A 237-nucleotide genomic window follows, 5' to 3' on the forward strand; every position below is an offset into this window, starting at 1 on the left:
CCTCGCGCAGCTTCGTCTTCCGCACCTATCTGACGCAGATCCTCATTCTCGCCGCCCTCGGCATCGCCATCGGCCTCGCAGTCGGCGCCATCCTTCCCTTCGTGGCGCTCGCCGCCCTCTCCAACATCCTGCCGCTCTCGGCCGTGCCGGCGCTCTACCCGCGCGAACTGGCGCTTGCCGCCCTCTACGGGCTTCTCGTCGCCCTTTCTTTCTCGCTCTGGCCGCTCGGCCGCGCCC

Annotated in this window: 1 protein-coding gene; it reads left to right on the plus strand. The window is 69.6% G+C overall.

Annotated features, from left to right (window positions below; all coding sequences use genetic code 11):
- Window positions 1–237: hypothetical protein (locus CH341_RS35075; protein WP_170149930.1), on the plus strand; the 237-nt coding region annotated here is incomplete at both ends.

Origin of the sequence: Rhodoplanes roseus, assembly GCF_003258865.1 — a bacterium.
Classification (GTDB): Bacteria; Pseudomonadota; Alphaproteobacteria; order Rhizobiales; family Xanthobacteraceae; genus Rhodoplanes; species Rhodoplanes roseus.